This is a genomic window from Streptomyces sp. NPDC028635, assembly GCF_040637635.1.
Classification (GTDB): Bacteria; Actinomycetota; Actinomycetes; order Streptomycetales; family Streptomycetaceae; genus Streptomyces.
Window position 1 is genome coordinate 235,223 of the sequence record NZ_JBEZWX010000003.1, and the last position, 18,462, is coordinate 253,684.

At 73.0% G+C, this 18,462-nt stretch carries 17 protein-coding genes; 8 read left to right on the plus strand and 9 right to left on the minus strand.

The features are described 5' to 3' along the window. Window positions 1-52 precede the first annotated feature (52 nt). The 5 genes from AB0E88_RS05180 to AB0E88_RS05200 all read right to left on the minus strand — a co-directional run bounded on the left by AB0E88_RS05180 (window position 53) and on the right by AB0E88_RS05200 (window position 5,351). Window positions 53-208, minus strand: coding sequence for a hypothetical protein (locus AB0E88_RS05180; RefSeq protein ID WP_361624005.1), 156 nt, complete (start codon window positions 206-208; stop codon window positions 53-55). A 251-nt stretch (window positions 209-459) separates the two neighbouring features. Next, window positions 460-987, minus strand: a complete 528-nt coding sequence (locus tag AB0E88_RS05185; protein WP_361624008.1) for a hypothetical protein — start codon at window positions 985-987, stop codon at window positions 460-462. A gap of 113 nt (window positions 988-1,100) precedes the next feature. Continuing rightward, a complete protein-coding gene (locus AB0E88_RS05190) occupies window positions 1,101-2,396 on the minus strand; it encodes a phosphatase PAP2 family protein (protein ID WP_361624011.1) in 1,296 nt (431 codons plus the stop codon). A 241-nt stretch (window positions 2,397-2,637) separates the two neighbouring features. Then, window positions 2,638-3,117 carry a cupin domain-containing protein gene (locus AB0E88_RS05195; protein ID WP_361624014.1) on the minus strand — a complete coding sequence of 160 codons (480 nt, stop codon included), beginning with the start codon at window positions 3,115-3,117 and terminating at the stop codon, window positions 2,638-2,640. A gap of 230 nt (window positions 3,118-3,347) precedes the next feature. Then, window positions 3,348-5,351, minus strand: a complete 2,004-nt coding sequence (locus AB0E88_RS05200) for an FAD-dependent oxidoreductase (RefSeq protein WP_361624017.1) — start codon at window positions 5,349-5,351, stop codon at window positions 3,348-3,350. A gap of 316 nt (window positions 5,352-5,667) precedes the next feature. Here AB0E88_RS05200 and AB0E88_RS05205 point away from each other — a divergent pair, with 316 nt between their 5' ends. The 3 genes from AB0E88_RS05205 (at window position 5,668) to AB0E88_RS05215 (ending at window position 9,428) form a co-directional block, all read left to right on the plus strand. Continuing rightward, on the plus strand, window positions 5,668-7,668 hold the full coding sequence (locus tag AB0E88_RS05205) for an NAD-binding lipoprotein (protein WP_361624020.1): 2,001 nt from the start codon (window positions 5,668-5,670) through the stop codon (window positions 7,666-7,668). Between the two features lie 112 nt (window positions 7,669-7,780). Further along, a complete protein-coding gene (locus AB0E88_RS05210; protein WP_361624023.1) occupies window positions 7,781-8,524 on the plus strand; it encodes an SOS response-associated peptidase in 744 nt (247 codons plus the stop codon). 208 nt (window positions 8,525-8,732) lie between these two features. Then, window positions 8,733-9,428 carry a GAF and ANTAR domain-containing protein gene (locus AB0E88_RS05215; protein ID WP_361624026.1) on the plus strand — a complete coding sequence of 232 codons (696 nt, stop codon included), beginning with the start codon at window positions 8,733-8,735 and terminating at the stop codon, window positions 9,426-9,428. A gap of 91 nt (window positions 9,429-9,519) precedes the next feature. On the opposite strand, the gene AB0E88_RS05220 is transcribed toward AB0E88_RS05215, so the two are convergent. After that, window positions 9,520-10,389 (minus strand): class II glutamine amidotransferase, encoded by an 870-nt coding sequence (locus AB0E88_RS05220; RefSeq protein ID WP_361624370.1) that lies wholly within the window; start codon window positions 10,387-10,389, stop codon window positions 9,520-9,522. A gap of 86 nt (window positions 10,390-10,475) precedes the next feature. Further along, window positions 10,476-12,047 carry an alpha-L-arabinofuranosidase B gene (locus AB0E88_RS05225; RefSeq protein ID WP_361624029.1) on the minus strand — a complete coding sequence of 524 codons (1,572 nt, stop codon included), beginning with the start codon at window positions 12,045-12,047 and terminating at the stop codon, window positions 10,476-10,478. A 306-nt stretch (window positions 12,048-12,353) separates the two neighbouring features. On the opposite strand from AB0E88_RS05225, the gene AB0E88_RS05230 reads away from it, so the two are divergent. Together AB0E88_RS05230 and AB0E88_RS05235 are read left to right on the plus strand one after the other, a co-directional pair. Beyond that, window positions 12,354-12,890, plus strand: coding sequence for a hypothetical protein (locus AB0E88_RS05230; protein WP_361624032.1), 537 nt, complete (start codon window positions 12,354-12,356; stop codon window positions 12,888-12,890). 160 nt (window positions 12,891-13,050) lie between these two features. Further along, complete coding sequence (locus AB0E88_RS05235; protein WP_361624035.1) at window positions 13,051-13,962, plus strand: poly-gamma-glutamate hydrolase family protein; 912 nt, start codon at window positions 13,051-13,053, stop codon at window positions 13,960-13,962. 255 nt (window positions 13,963-14,217) lie between these two features. On the opposite strand, the gene AB0E88_RS05240 is transcribed toward AB0E88_RS05235, so the two are convergent. Then, window positions 14,218-14,628, minus strand: coding sequence for an ATP-binding protein (locus AB0E88_RS05240; RefSeq protein WP_361624038.1), 411 nt, complete (start codon window positions 14,626-14,628; stop codon window positions 14,218-14,220). A gap of 229 nt (window positions 14,629-14,857) precedes the next feature. Here AB0E88_RS05240 and AB0E88_RS05245 point away from each other — a divergent pair, with 229 nt between their 5' ends. Continuing rightward, window positions 14,858-15,253: an STAS domain-containing protein gene (locus tag AB0E88_RS05245; RefSeq protein ID WP_361624041.1), complete on the plus strand. Its 396-nt coding sequence runs from the start codon at window positions 14,858-14,860 to the stop codon at window positions 15,251-15,253. 89 nt (window positions 15,254-15,342) lie between these two features. Here the strand turns inward: AB0E88_RS05245 and AB0E88_RS05250 are convergent, their stop codons facing one another. Continuing rightward, window positions 15,343-15,777 carry a hypothetical protein gene (locus AB0E88_RS05250; protein WP_361624044.1) on the minus strand — a complete coding sequence of 145 codons (435 nt, stop codon included), beginning with the start codon at window positions 15,775-15,777 and terminating at the stop codon, window positions 15,343-15,345. A gap of 171 nt (window positions 15,778-15,948) precedes the next feature. On the opposite strand from AB0E88_RS05250, the gene AB0E88_RS05255 reads away from it, so the two are divergent. Then, the gene (locus tag AB0E88_RS05255; protein ID WP_361624373.1) at window positions 15,949-17,130 is read left to right on the plus strand and encodes an AI-2E family transporter; all 1,182 of its coding nucleotides are present in this window, start codon (window positions 15,949-15,951) and stop codon (window positions 17,128-17,130) included. Window positions 17,131-17,386: 256 nt separating this feature from the next. Beyond that, window positions 17,387-18,307 carry an NAD-dependent protein deacetylase gene (locus AB0E88_RS05260; RefSeq protein WP_361624047.1) on the plus strand — a complete coding sequence of 307 codons (921 nt, stop codon included), beginning with the start codon at window positions 17,387-17,389 and terminating at the stop codon, window positions 18,305-18,307. Window positions 18,308-18,462: the final 155 nt, after the last annotated feature.

Consider the following 18,462-nt stretch of genomic DNA (forward strand, 5'->3'; position numbering starts at 1 on the left):
ACGGCACCCGGTTGCCGTGCCGTGGCGGCCGGTGTCCCGGCCGCGGCCGGCGTCAGATGCAGTAGACGCGGATACAGGTGCCGGGCGTCGCTCCGGAGCGGGCCGGGATCTCCTGCTCCAGCTCGCCGATGACGAGGTCGAGCTCCTCCTCGGCGGAGGCGAGGGCTTCGGTGCGGGACTGGCCTTCGTGGGTGGTGGCCTGGTTCACGGTGGTCCTCCTGGATCGTCAAGAGACACTCGGTGATGCCGCGACAACCCGGCCGAGCTTAGGCAGCCGCAGACGCGGGAAACAGAGGCGGAAGCGATGACTTCTCGCCAATTACCGACCGTGCGGAAAACAAGAAAAAGGGGGGACAGGTTCCGCTCGAAGGGGCGGACCGAGTTCCGCTCACTGCCCTTGCGGCGCCCCTGCGGGAGCGGTCTGGCCGAGGCCACGGGCCGAGGGCGTGCCGGCGCCTCTCAGCCCACCCACTCGCGCAGCAGGCGCTCCCGCTCCGCCCGGCCGGGCGAGCCGCCTTCCCAGGCGCGACCCCACTGCGACATCGCCGCCAGCGTGGTGGCCATCGTCGCGGCGCCCTCGGTGAGGCGGGCCAGCAGGGCGCGCGAGAGGTCGGCCTCCGCCGGGGAGTAGCCGACGGCCGCGGCGGTGTACGCCGTCAGCTCGTGGTCGCCGCCGGGTGTTCCCACGCGCAGAGTCATCACCGGCGGGGTGTCGTCCGTCAGCGCCGGACCCATGGGCATGGCCAGGTTCGCGACCGTGTCCACGGCGAAGTCCCGCACCGCGCCGATCTGCCGCTTCAGGGTCTTCACCGGCACGTCCGCCACGGTCAGGGCACGCACGTCCTCCCACAGGAAGAAGCCGGACTGCCGGTCGCCGAGGGCCACCACGCCCTCCGGGGTCAGACGCACCCCGGGCGCCAGACCGGAGGGCTTCGCGCCCAGGTACACGTCGCCCTCGGCGATCCAGAACAGGCCCACCATGGCCATGGCTTGCTCACTTCCCCCCGAACGGCGAGGCGCCGTCGTGTCACACAGCAAAGGATCAGGTCGTCCTCAGCAACGTGCCGACGACCCGGGAAGTTCCCCTGGCCGTCGCCGGCTCACACCGGTTCGGGCTGCGGCTCCGGTTGCCGCACGGGAACGGCCGCCGGTTCCCAGAGTCTGGTGGTGCGGACGTAGCCGTAGATCACCGAGCCCATGGCCAGGAGGAGAAGCGGCCCGAACAGAGCCGCGTGCCCGGCCAGTTCCCGCGGCAGAAAGCGGTACGACAGCAGCAGCGCGGTGAAGACCGTGGCGCCGTGGGCGACCAGTCCGATGCCCGGGCGGTCCCAGCCGCGGTCGAAAGCGCGCAGTCCCCCTTCGACGGTGAGCGCGAACACCACGCCGGCGACGAGGTCCACGCCGTAGTGATAGCCGAAGCCCAGCGTGGCGCAGAGGGTGGCGACGAGCCAGAACGCTCCCGCGTGACGCAGGAGCCGTGGGCCCTTCCGGGAATGGATGAAGATCGCGGTCGCCCACGCCGTGTGCAGGCTGGGCATGCAGTTGCGGGGGGTGAGGTCGTCGTAGGGCACCGGGTGCAGGGCGGTGATCTGCGGCGGTGTGTGGGGCCACAGGTTGGCCACCGCCCACTGCACGCCGCCGGTGCCGGAGGCGCCCGGGCCGTAGGCGAAGACCGGGCCGACCACGGGGAAGATCATGTACACGGCCGGGCCGAGGAGGCCGATCAGCAGGAAGGTGCGCACCAGGTGATGACGGGGGAAGCGGCGCTCGGCCGCCACGTTCCGCAGCTGGTACAGCGCGACGACGATCGCGGCCACCGCCAGCTGCGCGTAGACGACGGCGAGGAGATGGGTGCCGATCGGACCGGTGGCCTCCAGGAGCCGCCCGGCCAGCCACGACGGGTTGCCCAGTGCGTGATCGGCGGTCGCCACGTACGGGTCGAGCACCGTCGGATGGGCCTTCGCCGTGACCAGCAGCCAGGTGTCGCCCGTCTTGCGGCCGGCCACCAGGAGCAGCCCCAGCCCGACGCCCTTCAGCAGAAGGACGCGTTCGGCGCCGGTGCGGCGGGTGACGGCGATGACCGCACAGCCCAGCATCACCCACAGCGCGCCGTTGCCGAAGGTGTGCCCGTCGGTCATCTTGACGCCGGCCGCCCACCGCACGAGCACGAAGACGATGTCGATGCCGATCGCGACACCGGCCGCGATGAAGCGCTGCCGCCAGGTGAGCACCACCATCATCAGCGCCAGCCCGCCGTACAGCGGCCCCGGTTTCGGCGCGAATACCATGCCGTTCAGCTGGTCGGTGATCGGTCCCGGCTGGCCGTAGTGGCGCGCGGCGACCTCCAGCGCGACGAGGAGTCCCAGAGCCGCCAGAGCCGCCGCGGCCCACAGCATCACTCGCCGTTGACGCCCCGCGGTCAACGAACTGCTGTCGTCTGTGCGCGGAAGTTTCCGCAACTCTTCGGATATCAATCTATTTGGCCAATTTGTTCGTTATGGATTCACTGGGTGGGGGCGATGAGTTCCCTCACCGCGAGTCCGGACATGGTATGGGAGGGCTGCGGGGGGCTTTTCTCCGGTCGGGGATCACGGGCGGCTTCTCGACGGTCGGGGATCACGGGCGGCTTCTCGACGGTCAGGGATGCGGGTGGGAGCTGGTCCGGTACCGGCTGCGGAATTCGGCCAGCAGCTCGTCGGTCACCTCGGCTCCGGCGCTGACCGCGGCGTGCACGTCGCGGAAGTAGTTCTCGTAGCCGGCGGGCGTGTACAGGCACAGGGCGCGGGCGGTGACCGGGCCCGCGTTGCGGAAGCCGTGGGGGGTGCCGCGCGTCGCGGCCAGCAGGTCCCCGGGACCGGCGGTGACCTCCCCGTCCCCGGTGTGGAGCGTCAACTCGCCCTCGAGCACGTAGAAGTACTCGTCGTGCCCCTCGTGCACGTGCGGTCTGGCGCCGACGGTTCCGGGCGCGAGGCTGAACTCCTCGAAGGCGAAGTGCCCGCCCGTGTGCTCACCGGTCAGACGGAAGAAGTGCGCGACACCGGCGACGTCGATGAGCTCGCCCTCCGTGGGGCGGCGCAGCAGCGGGCGGGCCGCGGCCCGGGAGTGATCATCTGTCATGCGCGCATTGTGGCCCAGTACCGTGTCCCGCGTCCCCGAGTGGCCTGACCCCGCCCCCCGGCAGGCCGGCCACGGTCGGGAGCACCGCCGCGTACCGGCCGGCCACGCCCCTCCCGCACCGTGACGCCCGCGGGGCCGCCGCGTCGCACGGCTCACCCCGCGGGCGTCTCCGTCACGGCTCACGCCGCGGGGTGGAGGCACGGCTCACGCCCGGTGGACGTCGGCACGGCTCACTCCGTGTGGACCTCCAGTGCCGCGCGCACCGCCGACTCCAGCGCTCCCTCGATCCAGGCCGGTTTGACCGAGGTGTGGTCGCCCGCGAAGTGCAGCGGCCCCTCGGGTGCCGGAATGGAGGGGAGCAGTTCCGTGTGCTGCCCCGGCAGGAGGACGGACGCCTCGCCGTAGGCGTACGGGTCGCGCAGCCAGCTCTGGGTGCGGCCCGCGCCCGTGTAGAAGACCTCGATCCGCTGGCCGTACACCTCCTGCAGGCCGCACAGGGCGTGCGGATAGCGGGCGTCGTCGTCGAGGGAGTCCCAGCGCAGCGCGTCGTCCGCCCAGCTGTAGGAGGCCAGCACCACCCCGCCCTCGCTGCCGGGAACCGGGTGGGAGGGGTGGTACATGAAGCGGTTGGCGTTGTCCGACACCGAGCCGCCGCCGATGACGTCGGCCGCTTCGGGCTGGTCGCGTGTGACGGCTCGGTTGGCGGCGTAGTGGACGCGCTGGCCGGGGGTGATGTGGCCGCGCGGGACGGAGGGGTGGGCGCCGAGCAGTCTGCCGTCGCCGGGCGTCCGTCCGGTGCGGTAGGCGTCGTGGAGTCCGGGCTCGACGCGGTCCAGCTCCCGCTTCCAGTCGGCCTCGTCGAACTCCCACCAGCGGCGGCTGAACTCCAGCAGCACCTTGGTCGCGCAGTCGTAGTGGAGTTCGGTGATCGCACGGCGCTTGGTGTACGACATCAGCGGGCTGATCTGCACGTGCCGGAGGCCGGAGAAGGGCACGGTCACCACGGCGGCGTCGGCCGTGAACTGCTCGCGCACGACAGGGCCCCCTCGCCCTTCGGAGACGGTGTCCACCCACACGTGGGGCCCCTTGCCGTGGACGTGCGGGGTGTCGCCGCCGGCGCGGTCGGGGTCGTAGTACTCGATCCGGGTCACCCGCCGGTCGAACCTGACCTCCTCGCGGACCTGGGCCAGCAGGGCGTCCGGCAGTACGGCCGTGCCGCCCTCCAGTTCCCAGAACGCCGTGTCCGGGCTGATCAGGGAGGAGCCGATGAAGTTGTGGATGAAGGACAGCGGCAGCCGTGACGTGAGGTTCTCGACGGTGCCGATGAGGTCGACCGTCCGCTCGTCCAGGCCCGCGTGCTCGGTCAGGAAGCGGAACATCGACCAGTCGCCGAAGCGCTGGATCACCCTGGCCCAGCCCCGCACCCGCTCCGGCAGCGGCTTGTCGACGCGCTTGCCGTCGGGGCCCACCGTGCTGAACTCGTCACGCACCGGGTCCAGCACCGAGCGCAGGATGACCGCCGCCGGGGTGTCCCAGTGGGCGCGCGGAACGCCGAACGAACGGTTGACGCGCCGGGGTGCGCGAGCGTAGTCGGCGCGCCGCATGCGGACGCCGTTGACATGGATCCAGGTGTGGGAGACGGGGCGTCCCTCCGCGTCCACGTCGACGTAGTAGAAGGGCCGCTTCCTGAGGCCGAGCCGGCCGATGAGGTCCATCACCAGGGGGTGGCTGCCGGGCAGGCGCATCGCGCCCGCCTCGGCGTACTGGTGGGGGTCGGCGAACGGCTGTGCCGCCCGCTCGTGGCCGCCGCGGCGGAAGGTCTTGATGCGTCCGCCCACCCGGTTGCCGTTGGCCTCCAGGACCCTCACCCGGTGCCCGGCCCGTTTCAGCAGCCACGCCGTCACGAGGCCGGCCGGTCCCGCCCCGACGACGAGGACGTTCTTCGGCCCGCCGGCCCGCCCACGGGGAAGGCCGTTGTTCAGGACGTCCCGGTAGCCGGGGACGAGGGGCCGGTCAGCGGAGTCGACGACGAGCAGGGCCCGTGCGACGGCGAGGCAGCGGTCGAAGTCCGCGCCGCGCGGCGTGGGTTCAGCGGCGGGTGCGGGCGCCCGTGCGGGCCGGGCCGCAGCGCCGCCCGCGCCGAGGAGGGTGGCCGCGGCTGCGGTGCCGGCCGCGGTCGTGAGCGTACGCCTGGTCAGGCCGCCGTTGCCGGCGCCCTGGTGATCTTCGGTCATGGGCGTACTTCTACCGGCACGGCGGAACGGCGCGCCCCGGTTCGCGCCGCCCTTGCCACGGACGAGGGAAAGGCGCATTTCAAACCGGTGGTGCGGGGGTGTGCGGAGGCACGCCGAGCGGGGCCCTGCCCCGGGTTACGGCGAAGGGATGAATCGGCGCGGAGAGGCCCCTGGCGGGGGTTCCCGGTCAGGACACTGCCCGGTACGAGCGGGCCGCGCGGAGGGCGCCGAGGCCGGGAGCCGGGAGCCGGGAGCGGCGGCCGGGGCCGGTGCGTCGCGGGCCGGACGGCGCGGCGCGGCAAGGAGGGGGGGCAGGGTGGAACATCGGCGTCCTCGGGCGGGTGCCCGAGCGCGGTACTGGTTCGACACGACCCTGGCGCGGGGGACGCCCGCCCTGGTCGGCTGGTTGGTGCTGGTCGTCCTGGCCGCCGTCGTCCCCGCGAGCGCGGTCCTGGTGTGGACGAGTCCCCACGCCCCCGCCTCCCTCGCGGGCAGGCTGGCCGCGGTGTGGCGGCTGACCGGGGAGACGCTGCGGCTGGGCGGGGCCACGGGCACGCCGTTGCAGGTCCTGTTGTCGGTCCTGCTGGCGCTGGTCGCCCTGTTGTACGTCTCCACGCTCGTGGGGCTCATCACCACCGGGCTGACCGAGCGGCTCATCGCCCTGCGCCGCGGGCGCTCCATGCTGGTGGAGCGCGGTCATGTGGTGGTGCTGGGCTGGTCGGAGCAGGTGTTCACGGTGGTGAGCGAGCTGGTCGCGGCCAACGCCAACCAGCGCGGTTCGGCCGTCGCCGTCCTGGCCGTGCGGGACAAGACGGCCATGGAGGAGGCGCTGCACGCCAAAGTGGGGTCCACCGGCCGGACACGGCTGATCTGCCGGAGCGGTCCGACGACCGATCCGGCCGTGCTGGCGCTGACCAGTCCGGGCACGGCCGACGCGGTGCTGGTGCTGCCGCCGGACGACGGGCGGAGCGACGCGGAGGTGGTCAAGACCCTGCTGGCCCTGCGGGCGGCGGCGGGCGGGGACGAGGGCGGCGCGCCCGTCGTGGCCGCGGTCCGCGACAGCCGCTATCTGACGGCGGCGCGCCTGGCGGCGGGAGAGCGGGGCGTGGTCGTGGAGAGCGAGACCCTCACCGCCCGGCTCATCGCGCAGGCGGCGCGCCGCCCGGGGCTGTCCCTCGTCCATCGCGAGCTCCTGGACTTCGCGGGCGACGAGTTCTATCTGACCGCGCATCCCTCACTGGCCGGCCGGGACTTCGGTCACGCGCTGCTCTCCTACGCCAACGCGAGCGCCGTAGGGCTGGTCCGTGACGGAAGGCCGTGGCTGAACCCGCCCCCGCGGACCGTGATCCGGCCGGACGACCGGCTCATCGTCATCGCCGCCGACGACGACACGGCCGAACTCGCCGACTGCGCCGGGGCGGTGGAGGCCGAGGCGGTGGCGAGTCCCCGGCCGTCGCCCGCGCGGCCCGAGCGCGTGCTGCTGCTCGGCTGGAACCGCCGGGCACCGCTCGTGCTGCGGGAGTGGGGACGCAACGCGGCGCCCGGGTCCGTGGCCGACGTGGTGGCGGACGAGGACGAGGCCGTGATGCGCGCCGCGGACGACACCGGTGGGCAGGCGTGCGCGCGGGTGTACCGCAGGGGTGACGCGACCTGTCCGAAGACGCTGCGCGGCCTGGACATCGCCGGTTACGACAGCGTCGTCGTGCTCGGGCACGACCCGCGCCCCGGCGAACCGCCGGAGGAACCGGACAACCGCACCCTGGTGACACTGCTCGTGCTGCGCCACCTCGAGCAGGAGATCGGACGGGAGTTGCCGGTGGTCACCGAACTGGCCGACGACGGCAACCGTCCCCTCGCGCCGCTCGGACCGGGAGCGGACGTGATCATCAGCGGCAAGCTCATCGGGCTGCTCATGGCGCAGATCTCGCAGAACCGTCATCTGGCGGCCGTGTTCGACGAGCTCTTCTCGGCCGGCGGTACGCAGATCCACCTGCGGCCGGCCGCCGAGTACGTCCTGGCGGACCGTGAGGCGTCCTTCGCCACCGTCGTCGCCGCGGCACGCGAGCGTGGCGAGTGCGCCATCGGCTACCGCGGCCACGCCGGGGCCGACCGAGGTCCCGCATACGGGCTGCGCATCAACCCGCCCAAGACCGAGCGCCGCCGCTGGACCACCGGGGACGAGGTCGTCGTCATCGCGGGCAGCCGCGACGGCGCCGTACCGCACAGCCGCGGCGCCGGGCACGAACGGGCAGCGGGACGCGGCCTTGAGGAAGGAGCCGAACAGCCCCGCGACGCCCCCGAGCCGCCGACGCGGTGACACCCGCCGGGTCCGGCACGCCCCCGCCGGCCGCGCCGGCCGCGCCCGCGACATGCGCGGGGGCGACCTCCGGGTCTCTCGCACGGGCAGGAGGCCGTGGCACAGTGGCCCTATGTGCGGCCGCTTCGTCTCCACCCGCAGTCCGCAGGACCTGAGCCACCTCTTCGACGTCACCGAGTGGCGCCCCGACGAGACCCTGGCGCCCAGCTGGAACGTCGCCCCGACCGACGACGTCTACGGCGTCCTGGAGCGCGCTCCGCGCACGGAGGGCTCCGGCGCACCCCCGCGCAGGGAGCTGCGGCCGCTGCGCTGGGGACTGGTGCCGTCCTGGGCCAAGGACCCGTCCGTCGGCTCCCGGATGATCAACGCGCGCGTGGAGACGGTGCACGAGAAGCCCGCCTACCGCCGCGCCTTCGCCCGGCACCGCTGTCTGCTCCCCGCCGACGGTTTCTACGAGTGGACCGAGGTCGAGGACCCCGCCACCGGCAAGAAGCGCAAGCAGCCGTACTTCATCCACCCCGCCGACGGTGGGATCATGGCGCTCGCCGGCCTGTACGCGTACTGGCGCGATCCCGGGGCCGGCCACGACGACGACCCCGCCGCCTGGCTCACGACCTGCACCATCATCACCACCGAGGCCACCGACGCGGCCGGCCGGGTCCACCCCCGCATGCCGCTCGCCCTCACCCCGGACCACTACGCCGCCTGGCTCGACCCCCGGCACGACGACGCCGACGAACTGCGCGCCCTGCTCACCCAGCCCGCCGGCGGCCACCTCGACGCCCGCCCCGTCTCCCCCGCCGTGAACAACACCCGCAACAACGGCCCTCAGCTCCTGGACGAGGCCACGCCGTAGCCGCGCCCGCGACCGGCGATGTCGTCGGCCGGCCCGAGGCGGTGGCCCGCCGGCTCGCCGATCCGGACGGCGCGCCGCACGGCGGTGAGTCCGTGCACGACCGCCTCCCCCGGCGTGATCTTCCTCTCGGGCCCCGGCCGGAGGCGGGGGTGGGCGCGCCGGGACGGGACTAGGGTGGGCGTAGGGGCGAGCGAGGCGGGGTGTGCGGATGGACTGGCGGGAGTACGCCGAGCAGATGGCCCAGCTGGCCAGGGATCTGCTGGCCGAGGACTCGGTGCAGGGGACACTGGACCGGATCGCGGAATCCGCGGTACGGCTGGTGGAGGGCTGCGACGCGGCCGGCATCCTGGCGGTGCGCAAGGGCAAGGCGATGACGCTGGCCGCGTGCGGCGACATGGTCGAGGAGTCCGACCGGTTGCAGGCCGAGCTGGGTGAGGGGCCCTGCTTCGACCTGGCCCGCCGCCGGGGCAGCGGGGAGCGCGTGTTCCGCATCGCGGACATGACCACTCCGTCGCCGTCCTGGCCCCGGTACTCCGAGGCGGCCCGGGAGCTCGGCGTCGGCAGCATGACCGGCGTCCTGCTGTACACCGAGGACGAGGATTTCGGCGCGCTGAACCTGTACTCGCGCCGCCCCGGCGCCTTCACCGAGGAGTTCGAGACCGCCGGCTGGCTGCTGGCCTCCCACGCGGCCGTCGTCCTGTCGAGCACCCGCACCATCGACCAGCTGGAACAGGCGGTGGAGACCCGGCACGCCATCGGCGAGGCGATGGGCATCCTCATGGAACGCCACCACCTCAGCGAGGAGGACGCCTTCGGCGTGCTGCGGCGTCTGTCGCAGCACCACAACGTCAAGCTCCGCGACGTCGCCCAGCAGGTCCGCGCCCCGCGCCCCCGGGCCGACTGAGCCGCGTACCGGCCCGGGCGACGGTCACCGCCGCGCCGCCGTGACCGCACGATGCGTCCGGAGACGCGGTGTCGTCGCCGTCCGGGACCGGTCAGGCGGCCTTCTGCGAGGCCGCGGCGTCCGGATGAAGATCATCGAGGGTGAGCTGGTGCGCCGGGGGTTCCGGCAGGACGACCCGGTGGGAAGTGTGCAGGTCGGGGCCGACGTGGAGCAGTTCGCCGGATTCCATCGGGCGCCAGTGCGGGTTGTCGTCCATGCGCTCGCTGGCGACGACGACGGCGGGGTGATCGGCGAGGGGCTCGGAGTGGACGCGCATGCGGCCGCCGCTGCCGCTGTGGTCGAGGTGCCTGCTGCCGTGCTCGCCGCCCGCCTGGCGCTGGAGGACGTACAGGTCGTGGGTGTCCGGGTAGCGCAGCGCCCACAGTTCCTGCGGGGTGACGAGGATCAGGTTCATGGCGTAGACGGGCAGATGTGCGGCGATCCAGCGGGCGGCCTGCCGGATGCCGGTGGTCACATCGCCGTCGTGCCGCCGGGTCTCCCGGGTGATCAGCGCGAAGAAGCGCTCGGAGTCGGTGTCGCCCCGGACGAGCGAGCGGTCCTCCCCCAGGTGCTCGTCGAGCGCGTCGAGGCCCTCGATCACGCCGTTGTGCGCGAAGAGCCGCCCCTCCTGCTCGAAGGGGTGGGTGTTGCGGAGGTCCAGGCTGCCGGTGGAGGCGAAGCGCACATGGGCGATGAAGGTCGCCGACTCCTCCCGCCGGGCCTCCCGTGCGAAGGCGCGGTCGCGGTAGGCCGCGATGGGCGCCTTGTCGACGCGGGGGGTGCCGTCTGCGGCGAAGTGGCCGAGGCCGGTGCCGTCGGGGTCGCGGTGACTCTGCCGGCTGAGGCTGTCGGGGGCGTCCAGGAGCCAGAAGGTGGCGTGCGTACGGCGCGGAGCGCTGCTGAGGCCGAACAGGCGGCACACGGGAACCTCCTCCATCAGGGCCCTTCACGGCGTGCGGGGCGGGCGAGGGTCCTCGGCCGAGTGCCCCCGCCCGCCCCGGGTACGCGTCAGGCCCAGGGCGCGGTCACGGCCCAGCTGGTGTCGTCGGCCCAGAGTGCGGCCGCGTCCCAGGCGTGGGATCCTCCGTCACCGGCGATGTAGGCAGCGTGTTCGTAGTGGCGCACGAAGTCACCGGGGTAGTTGGCGGACCGGAGCGAGACGCCCTGCCCCGTGTGGCCGGCCTGCGGGCAGAAGGTGGCGTCCTGCCGGGACACCGCGCTGTTGTCGATGGTGTCCAGGCGCAGCCGGAAGTCGTAGTGGCGCAGGTACTGGCGCGGCTTGTCGGCGGACTCGAAGGAGACGCAGGAGGCGTCGCCCAGGCCCGCGCGTACGATCCAGGTGGCCGCGCCCTTGTCGGCGGACGAACTGGCCGAGGAGACGGCCGAGATGGCCGCGTTGCTGTCGGCCGTGTCGTGCCGGAGGTACTCACCGGTGCAGCAGGACGTGGTGGCGCGCAGCGAGACCCTGGCGCCCGGCGTGAGGCCGCCGACCGGGGCGGGCGCGGTGTAGCCGACCGCGTTGATGTTGGCCTGCACCGCGTTCTCGGTCGCGTCCGACGGGTAGCCGGACGTCATCACACCTTCGTAGAAGGTGCCGGCGGAGCCGTTGCTGTTGTCGCCGCCGATGCCGAGGATGATGGCGCCCTCCTTCTTCATCGGGTTGTAGCCGGCGGCGTTGGGGCGCGGTCCGCTGTAGTAGGTGGACAGGCCCCCCGACTGGGCGTTGCCGGCCCGGATCGCCCACTGGCCGGGGCCGCCCTTGACGATCGCGGTCAGGAACCGGTGGCTGACGCTCGGATCGTTGGCGTTGTATCCCGGGTTGACGCCCGAGAACAGGCCGTTCTCCAGGTCGGCCATGACCCAGGGCCCGTTGCCCGTTCCGTAGCCCCAGACCTTGATGTTGCCGAAGTAGACGGCCTCCATCGTGCCGTTGCCGTTGTCCCGGCTGTTGGTCTCGGCGTTGCCGTAGTCGAAGCAGCAACCGCCGTTGTGGTGGCTGCCGTCGAGGATCGCGTACATGCCTTCCGGCTGGTCCCCGGTCGCGATGCCGCTGGTGTGGTTGTTGCGGTAGCCGGTGCCGGGAGCGATGAAGACGCCGTACGCCTTGTGGCCGCCGACGGTGACCGGCGCGGCGGACGCTTCGGCGAGGTTGTCGTATCCGCCGGCGGCGGGCCCGGAGAACCCTCCGGGCGGTGCCTGGGTGAGGTGGTTGCCGCGGCCGGACTGGTCGTAGACGACGGTGATGAGGCAGCTGGTGCCGGCGCAGAAGGAGTCCTGCGCGCCGGCGTCGGCGTAGCCGCCCGCGCCGAGCGCGCCGATGTCCCGGGTGGCGCCGTCCGAGGCGCGTTTGACCTGGTAGAGGCGGCCGCTGTAGGTGGAGTACAGCGCGCGGGTCGTACTGTGCGCGGCCACGCAGGGCGTGCCCCCGGAGGCGTAGAGGTCGCAGGGGAGGGTGCCGGCGGCCGCGGTGTGGGGGTCGGCGGAGGCCGGGCCGCCGAGCAGGGCGGTGGCCAGGGCCAGCGCGAGGGCCGGCAGGGCGAGTGAGGCGGCCCGCAGTGAGCGGGTCGGGCTGAACGGCATGCACGGTCTCCTGGGGTGAGCGGGGGGCGGGGTCAACCGCCGAGGACGTGCGAGCGGTCATGCACCTGACACATTGCTGCTCGATATATCGAACGTTGGTCGTGGTTGCGGACAACGAATGATGATAGGAAGCCGCCCCCGGCTGTCAACACGTTGCGCACAGGCCGTGGTCGACCGGCGCCCGGGCGGCCGACCACGGCCTGTGGGGGCGACTGATCCCGGATTCGCCCGACCCCCGCCCCGGCAGCCGTCTACTGTTCGGTCACGGCGCACCTGCCCACCGAGGTCACACGAGGAGGAAGTCCCGTGCCGTCACCCTGCGACCCCCTCAACGCCCCCGCCGGCGATGTGAGCGCGGCGCTCATGATGGTCGACTCCCGGCTCAAGGCCGTCTACGACCGCCGGACCCGGACCGACCCCGAACAGCAGGCGCTCGTCGACCAGTTCGCCGCGTCCCTGGGCCCCGGCGGCGTCAACGACCTGCTGGACGGCGCCTGCACCCTCATCTACATGTTCATGCAGTGGCTGCGGATGGCCTACGAGGACCACGACAAGGACGTCATCGAGTGCGTGGTGCCCAACCTGGTCGCCTCCATGCGCATGATGACCAGGAGCGTCCGCCCCGAGGCCATCCCCACCATGGCCGGCCTGGTCGTCGCCGCGGGCACCGGCCTGAGCCCCAGCCTGTGGCGCAGACAGTACGGCTACTGGACCGAGCCGGAGCTGACGCCCCTGGAAGCCACCGCCTTCCTGCTCGCGGAGCACATCAACCGCATCACCGACGACCAGGACTTCGCCACCCGCATGATCACGGAAGCTCTGTCCCAGGCGGCCGAGGACTGACGTGCCCGGCCCGTCGCACAGCGGCGCCGGGCAGGCAGGCATCAGGCGAACGGCGCTCATACGCGCAGGTCAAGGGCGCGCGCGGACCTCCATAAGCGGATTGTCATGTTCAGGGGGGCCCGCGTCCACGGTCGCCGGGCCGTGGGGCAAGATCGCCGGCATGAAGAACACCAGCAGACGCACCGTCCTCGCTTCCGTCGCCGCCGTCGCCGCCGCCGTGCCGACGCTCAACGCCGTGGTGGGCAACGGCGCCACGCCGGCCGCCGCGGCCGACCAGTACAGCTCCAACACCAACCTCTACACCCTCACCGCGGACAAGGAGGGCACCGACTGGATGCGCCGCTTCCGCATCGGCGCCCCGGCTCAGATCACCGACAACGCCCGCACCACCAGCAACCCCGTCAACAGCACCGCGGTGATCGCGCCGCACGGCGGCGGGATCGAGGCGGGTACCAGCGAACTCTGCATGGCCATCGCGGGCTACACGCCGTTCGACTACAACACCGACCCGTCCACCGCGGCGGTGCCCGGTGAGACGCAGCGGGACTACTGGATGTTCGAGGCGCTGGCCAACTCCTCCTCGCAGCACGTGACGTCCACCCACTGCGACGACCCGGCCGCCCTCGCCGTCACCACGGCCAACCTGTACGCCGTGTCCCTGCACGGCTTCGACGACACCACCGTGAAGAAGATCAACATCGGTGGCCGGGACGAGCGGCTCAAGCGGAACCTGAAGGCCGCCTTCACGAAGTACGGCCTGACCAGCAACACGGGCAACGCCGACTGGGAGGTGACCGTCGTCTTCGCCGGTGCCACCGACCCGATCAACGGCGACGACCCGGCCAACATCGTCAACCGCACCCGTACCGGCGCCGGCGCCCAGCTGGAGATGTCCACCGCCCTGCGCAAGGCCATGTTCGGCGACTTCTCCGGCGCCTCCAAGCGCCGGACGACGGCCGGCGTGCCGAGCACCGACAGCCCCTACGCCGACCGCTTCTGGAACGGTTTCGTGGGCGCGGTGCGCGAGGCGATCAAGAACCACGAGCTCGGTCTCGACTCGCCTCAGGCCTGATCCCCCGCCCCGGCGCCTCCCCGAGGCGCCGGGCCGTCGCGGTGGCGGGCGGTGTCGGCGGCAGGCGGTCTCAGTGGCAGGCGGTCTCGGCGGCAGGCGATCTCGCCGGCAGGCGGTCTCGGTGGCGGGTCGTCGCGGTCGCGGACCGGCTCGGTCGCGGAGCGGCTCGGTCGCGGAGCGGCTCGGGTACCGCGGGCCGACGCGCGGGCCGTTGGGAAGGGCCGTTGCGAGGGGCCTCCACCGGCTCGCGAGCGGTCAGGCCCCGTCGGCCGCGCTGTCCTGCAGAGCGATACGGGCGGTGACCCGTTTGCCGACCGGCTGCCGTTGCACTTCGAACGCCCGCGCGACGGCCCGTACGATCTCGAGGCCGTGCTGCCCCACCCTGGCCGCGTCCGCCGTACGGGGCTCGGGCAGGGTGGGATCGGAGTCCTGCACGGTCACCTCGACCAGGTCGTCGACGATCCTCAGGTCCATCGTGACCGGCCCCGGCGCGTACTTCTGCGCGTTGGTGACCAACTCGCTCACCACCAGCTGGGTCAGGTCCAGCGCCCGCTGCGAGACGGGCACCCCGTGGTCCTCCCGCATCCGCTCGAGAAACGCCGCCGCCCAGTGCCGGGCCTGGGCGATACGCGCGCTGTCCCCGCCCAGGGTCACCGTGGTCCGCAAACTCCGCGCATCCACTATCACACCGACGTCACCCCACGGGACCGAATCCACCCTGACCGCCTTCACTCCGTGCCTCACACCCCACCGCGTACCCCCGCATGCCCGAACAGCCCCTCATACCCCTCTCCCGGCCCACAGACCCGACTCTCCCGGCTCCGGGCCCGGACCCGCGGCCCCGCCGCCGGACCAGGCGTTTCCGCCGGGGCGCGGGTATGCCAGTATCGCCCGCATGGCAGAGGAGAGACGTGCGCACCCCGGAGACGACGGCGAACACGGTACGCCCGGACAGCCTCGGAGCGGTCTGTCGGTCGAGTCGTCGACCGCCGCGGACATCCAGGTGCTGACCGTGGCGGGCGAGATCGATCACGACACGGGCAGGCAGTTGAGGCAGGCGCTGGACACGGCACGCGCCGCTCACGCCAGAGTGGTCGTGGATCTCGCGCGGGTGACGTTCATGGACTCGACCGGCATCAACATCCTTCTCACCGCTCACAACGCGCTCACCGAGGCCGGTGGCTGGCTGCGTCTGGCGGCGCCGACGGGGCCCGTCCTGCGCACCCTGCAACTGGTCGCCATCGACACGGTCATCGCCTGCCGTCCCACGGTGGACGCGGCGCTCGCCTGACGGAGCGCAGAACCGGACGGCACCCGGGTCCTGGCCGGGCACCGCGGCAGGGGGCCCGGCGTCGTACCGGCGCCGGGCCCCCTGCTCCGTCAGATGCGCCCGCCCGTCAGGCGGGTGAGCGGCCCCTGCGGGCCTCGCGAGGAGCGGCGGCCCAGGGCGTAGGACGCAGCGCTGAGCGCCGTCGCACCGGCACCGACCCCCACCGCGACGAGCTTGCGCCGGGCAATGACCGTCCATGCCGTCTTCGCCACCGTCCCCACCTGCCCGGAAGCGGTGACGACCGCACGCCGGCCCGCGTCGAGCCCCTTGGCCGCGACGTTCACGGCACCGGCCGCCTCGTCGGCGGCCCGGCCCGCTCCGGTCCTCGCGGTCGACACTCCGTCACCCGCCTTGGCCTCCGCCTTCTTGAGGCCGCGGGAAGCCGCCGACGCGGCCCGCTTGCCGGCGGCGCCACGCGACCGCGCGGCGGACGCCGGCTTCGTGGTGTCTGACTTCTGATCCGTTCCCTTGTTCGCTTGACTCATGGAGTTTCGGCTTGCCCCGGACCACGCGCACAAACCCGGTCCGCGGCACCCGGATCTGCCCCACCGAGCGGGTGCCCCTCCCGGCGTTGCAGACCGCTCCCCGCCCCGATCGTGCATACGGTGCTCTGCAGGTGACCGGTCTCGCGGTGGACGAAAGAGGCATGCGGCGTGGTGGCGGAATCGGGTCGCGGGGCGGCCGGCGAGGAGCGCGGGGACCGCGCGGGCGGCCGTGCGGCGCTGGGCAGCCGCCCCGGGTACTCGGTACGGCTTCCCACGCGCCGCGCGCGCGGCGCGGCCGCTGCCACGACCGATCACACCGGTCCCTGGCTGCGTTCCGCCGCCGCCCACGCCTGGCGGCTGATCCTCGTCGGCATCGTCGTCTACGGCGTCTTCACGGTGCTGGGCCGCTTCCAGATCATCGCCGTGGCCCTGTTCCTCGCCCTGGTCATCACGGCGGTGCTGCGTCCTGCCACCGATCTGCTCGACCGCTGGCTGCCGCGGCCGCTCGCCGTCGCGCTGGCGCTGGTCGGCAGCATCGTGGTGCTGCTCGGACTGCTCGCCCTGGTGGGCGACGCGGTCGCGAACGAGTCCTCGAAGCTGGCCGACGAGTTCCGCGACGGCGTGCACCGGATCGAGGTGTGGCTGCAGCGCCCCCCGTTCCGGCTGAGCAAGAGCAAACTGTCCGACCTCCAGGACCAGATCGTCCACTACCTCTCCGCTCACCGGGCGGGGCTTCTCAGCAGCGCCCTGAGCGGCATCGGACGTGCCGTGGAGTTCGTCACCGGGGGCGCTCTCGCGCTCTTCGCCTCGGTTTTCTTCCTGCATTCAGGCGAACGGCTGTGGAGCTGGTCGCGGGACGAGGTGGTGCCCGGCCGCGCCCGGTCGGCGTGGGACAAGGCGGGGCGGGCGGCCTGGCGGGCCTTCGCCGGGTACACGCGGGGCATCATCATCGTGGCCGCCACCAACGCCGTACTGGTCGGGATCGCGCTGCTGGCACTCGAGGTGCCGTTGGCGCTGCCGCTGGCGCTGCTGGAGTTCTTCGCCGCCTTCGTACCGCTGGTCGGCTCGCCGTTCGCGCTCGGCGTGGCCACGGTGGTGGCGCTGGCCGGGCGCGGGCCGGTCATCGCGCTCGTCGTACTGGCGCTCATCGTGATCGTCGGCCAGCTGGAGGGGCACGTCCTGCATCCCCTGGTGATGAGCTGGGCGGTCCGCCTCCACCCGCTCGTCGTGGCCGTCTCCGTCCTCGCGGGCGGCACCGTGGCGGGGGTGATCGGCGCGGTCGTGGCGGTGCCCTTCATCTCGGTCGCCTGGGCGGTGTTCCGGGCACTGAGACCGGGGCCTCCGGCACGCTGACGGGGGCGCGCCCCTACGGCAGGCGGAGGGGCGCGCCGCTCCCGCTTGCAGAGGGCACCACAACGCGGCGACGTGCGCCCCTGACCAGGCACGGCGGCTCCCCGCGCGGCGGGAGGCGACAGCTCTCCCCCGGCCAGGGCACTCGCCCGACGAGCCCGGCCCGATCGTCTCGCCGCGCGCCCCGCCCCCTCGGGCGATGCCGAGGGACTGGTCGGCGGGACGCACCGGCGGCAGCCGGTTTCCGTACCCTGGCGGCATGCGCATGCGCCCGACACTGAGCTGGACCCCGCCCCAGGACCTCCCGCCAGGCACCACCGACCCCCAGCCGGTCGCCGACGCGCTGGGCGCCGGCCGTGTGCTGGTGCTCAGCGGGGCGGGCATCTCGACCGAGTCGGGCATCCCCGACTACCGGGGCGAGGGCGGCAGCCTCAGCCGGCACACGCCGATGACCTACCAGGATTTCACCGCCAGTGAGCAGGCCCGGCGCCGCTACTGGGCACGCAGTCACCTCGGATGGCGCGTCTTCGGCCGTGCCCGCCCCAACGCCGGGCACCGGGCCGTCGCCGCGTTCGGACGGCAGGGCCTGCTGGCCGGCGTGATCACCCAGAACGTCGACGGGCTGCACCAGGCCGCAGGCAGCGAGGGCGTCGTGGAGCTCCACGGCAGCCTCGACCGGGTCGTCTGCCTGTCCTGCGGCGCCCTCAGCCCCAGGCGCGAACTCGCCCGGCGCCTGGAGGAGGCGAATGCGGGCTTCGCCCCGGTGGCCGCCGGCATCAACCCCGACGGTGACGCCGACCTCACCGACGCGCAGGTCGGGGACTTCCAGGTGGTGCCCTGCACGCTCTGCGGCGGGATCCTCAAGCCCGACGTGGTGTTCTTCGGCGAGAATGTCCCGCCGCGACGGGTCGAGCAGTGCCGCACGCTGGTCCACGAGGCGGCCTCGCTGCTGGTCCTGGGCTCCTCACTGACCGTGATGTCGGGGCTGCGTTTCGTCCGCCAGGCCGCCCAGGCCGGGACACCCGTACTGATCGTCAACCGCGACCCGACCCGCGGTGACCTTCACGCCGTCACCCGCGTCGCGCTCCCCCTGGGAGCGGCCCTGACCCAGGTCGCGGACCACCTGGGGATCCCTGTCGAGCCGGACGCGGCGGCCGGGCTGGAGTCGCCTCTCCTGTGACGCGCCCTGCCGCTTCGGACGCGGGACCACGTTTGGGACGTGGCGGGCAAGGCACTCTTCAGCCACGGCCCCACGCAGTCGGCACGCACCGGTCACGACCGGTGCCGGGGCCCGGACCATCGCACCGCCGCGAGGCGGTGCCGGGCGGTTGGGGT